This window comes from Bacteroides sp. (assembly GCF_052357945.1).
Taxonomy (GTDB): domain Bacteria; phylum Bacteroidota; class Bacteroidia; order Bacteroidales; family Bacteroidaceae; genus Bacteroides.
The window spans coordinates 1-2,965 of the sequence record NZ_DAWCXD010000274.1; the positions used below are offsets into that span (position 1 = coordinate 1).

The window sequence follows — 2,965 nt, forward strand, 5'->3', positions numbered from 1 at the left end:
TTTATGATCTTTGCGTCTTAAGTCTTGAAAAATATTCTTCATTTTTGCATAATAGTTTTAACCTTACAAATATACTTATAAATAACGAGTGAAGGTCAATTTTAGTTCAAAATACCGACAAGTAAGTAAACAACACCCGGATACTCCCCCTCTATGGATTCCCGCAAAAAAAGACCCTCGACAAAATAAATTGCCGAAGGTCTTGAAAAATATCAAATTTTACAAAAATAAAAGAAGTCGATTAATATCCCATCTCATGTAATGCACGACACAATTGGTCAGGACATGAAGTCGGTCTGCCACCACAATGCACTCCTTCAAGTTTTGCGATAACATCCGCTACCTTCATTCCTCTCACAAGGCGGGAAATACCTTGAAGGTTACCATTACATCCTCCCCAAAAAGCAACTTCTTTCACCACTCCATCTTCCACATTCAGTTCGATGTTGGTGCTGCAAGTTCCCTGGGTTCTATACACATATTCCATAAACCAGCCTCTTACTCTTCTTCTCCTTCCGGCTGCATATTGGTATAAACAGTCTGCACGTCGTCAAATTCTTCCAAACGTTCGATCATCTTATCCAATGTTTCGCGCTGTTCCGGAGTCACCTCTTTCATGTCGTTCGGAATATAAGTGAAGTCTCCACCGACATCTTCAAAGCCACACTCCTCCAGGTGTTTCTGAATAGCGGCATAGCTCTTGGGATTACCATAGATAGTGATTGTTCCCTCTTCATCATCCTCTTCGTATTCATCTTCCACATCATAATCGATCAGATCCAGAATCAGTTCTTCCATATCCAGTCCGTCTTTCTTCTTGAAAGTGAATACACATTTGTGGTCGAACAGGAACGCGAGAGATCCCATTGTACCGAGATTACCGCCAAACTTATTAAATACCGAACGAACGTCAGCCACCGTACGGGTTGTGTTATCTGTCAGCGTATCCACAAATACAGCAATACCGTGAGGACCGTATCCTTCGTAAGTCATGCTCTTGTAGTCGCTCTGGTCTTTACCCATTGCGTTTTTGATAGCACGTTCAATATTATCCTTCGGCATATTTTCACGCTTACAAGTAGCGATCACCGAACGCAAAGTCGGGTTATTTTCAGGTTCCGGACCGCCTGCCTTTACAGCTATCGCGATTTGTTTACCCAGTCTTGTAAATGTTTTAGCCATGTGGCCCCATCTTTTCAGTTTAGCGGCCTTTCTATATTCAAATGCTCTTCCCATTGGTTTATATTTTTAGATTGAAATTTTAAGTTTATCTAAGTTTGGCACCCAGCTTATCTTCCAAGTTCTTCACCAGTTTCGACATGATCTTATCAATCATCTTATCATTCAAAGTCTGGCTCTCATCCTGAAGCAGGAAGCTCACCGCATACGACTTCTTGCCTGCTTCCAGATTTTTACCTTCGTACACATCGAAGAGTTCCACTTCTTTCAGCAGCTTCTTCTCTGTTTCGTAAGCAATCTTTTCAATTTCGACAAACTGCACATTCTTGTCAAGCAACAATGCCAGGTCACGTTTCACAGCAGGGAACTTGGAGATTTCCTTGTAGCTGATCTTCACAGAACGGATAGCCTTCATCAGTTCCTTCCAGTTCAAGTCGGCAAAATACACTTCATTGTCAATATCAAATGCTTTCAACAGCTTCTTAGTCACGATACCGAAGGAAGCAAGACGCTTACCACCCTTCGTATTGATAGAAAGTGCGGCAGCAAAAATATCGTCCGTCAGATTACCGACAACCAGATTGTGCAAATCCAGTCCCAGACGCTTCAATATATTTTCTACATAAGCCTTCAATTCATATACCGAACTGTTCTCATCTGCATGTGCCCATGAATTGGAAACCTTCTTACCGGTTACCCACAAGCCCAAGTGATAATCTTCCGAGTAAGGAGCCAATACCTTCTCTTCATTCTTCTTGTCAGCATCGAAATGATAGCAATTACCGAATTCGAAGAACTTCAAATCAGCATTCTTACGATTTGCATTATGAGCAATACTTTCCAGTCCACCGAACAGCAAAGTCTGACGCATAGCGTTCAAATCCGCACTCAACGGATTCAATAACATCACTAGATGGTTGGACGGATAAGTCTCCATACCATCATAATAAGCAGCACGCGTCAATGAGTTGTTCAGGATCTCATTAAATCCGCAGCCCACCAATTGCTCTGCAATCAGGTTCTGCAATTTATTCGATTTATCATGTTCACCTTTGGTAGTCAGGCTGGAGTTCAGTGTAGTCGGGATTTCAACATTGTTATATCCGTAGATACGAAGAATATCTTCAATCACGTCACAATCACGCTGCACGTCTACACGATAAGGAGGAACAGCTAATGTCAGCCCTTCCGCCGTTTCATTAGTGATCTTCATTTCCAGGCTGGTCACAATGCTCTTGATTGTCTCTACCGGAATTACTTTTCCTACCAAAGAATGTACTTTCTCATAAGCCAGATCAACTATAAAATCGGGTGCAGGAGTAGTGAACACGTCTTTTATTTCAGAAGAAATCGTACCGCCAGCCAGTTCTTTAACCATCAAAGCAGCCAGTTTCAAGCAATATATCACACTGTTCGGATCGATACCGCGTTCGAAACGGAAAGAAGCATCCGTATTCAAGCCATGACGGCGGGCTGTCTTACGCACCCATGTAGGATGGAAATAAGCACTTTCAATGAATACATCTGTCGTAGCTTCCGTAGAACCGGAGTCCAGTCCGCCGAATACACCGGCAATACACATGGCCTCTTCCTTGTTACAAATCATCAGGTCGCGTTCGTTCAATTTACGTTCCACCTCATCCAGCGTAACGAACGGAGTTCCTTCCGGCATTGTCTTTACAATTACTTCATTGCCTTTTATCTTTCCGGCATCGAAGCAATGCAACGGCTGACCGAAAGCATGAACGATATAATTAGTAATATCCACTACATTATTAATAGGACG

The 2,965-nt window shown here is 42.4% G+C and carries 3 protein-coding genes; all 3 read right to left on the minus strand.

All coding sequences use genetic code 11. The features are described 5' to 3' along the window. Window positions 1-241 precede the first annotated feature (241 nt). Window positions 242-487 carry a TIGR03905 family TSCPD domain-containing protein gene (locus ACT8YW_RS22715; RefSeq protein ID WP_004295596.1) on the minus strand — a complete coding sequence of 82 codons (246 nt, stop codon included), beginning with the start codon at window positions 485-487 and terminating at the stop codon, window positions 242-244. Between the two features lie 11 nt (window positions 488-498). After that, window positions 499-1,236, minus strand: coding sequence for a YebC/PmpR family DNA-binding transcriptional regulator (locus ACT8YW_RS22720; RefSeq protein ID WP_074636120.1), 738 nt, complete (start codon window positions 1,234-1,236; stop codon window positions 499-501). A gap of 31 nt (window positions 1,237-1,267) precedes the next feature. Next, window positions 1,268-2,965 (minus strand): phenylalanine--tRNA ligase subunit beta (gene pheT, locus ACT8YW_RS22725; RefSeq protein ID WP_444107228.1); only part of this gene is annotated, 1,698 nt, incomplete at its 5' end.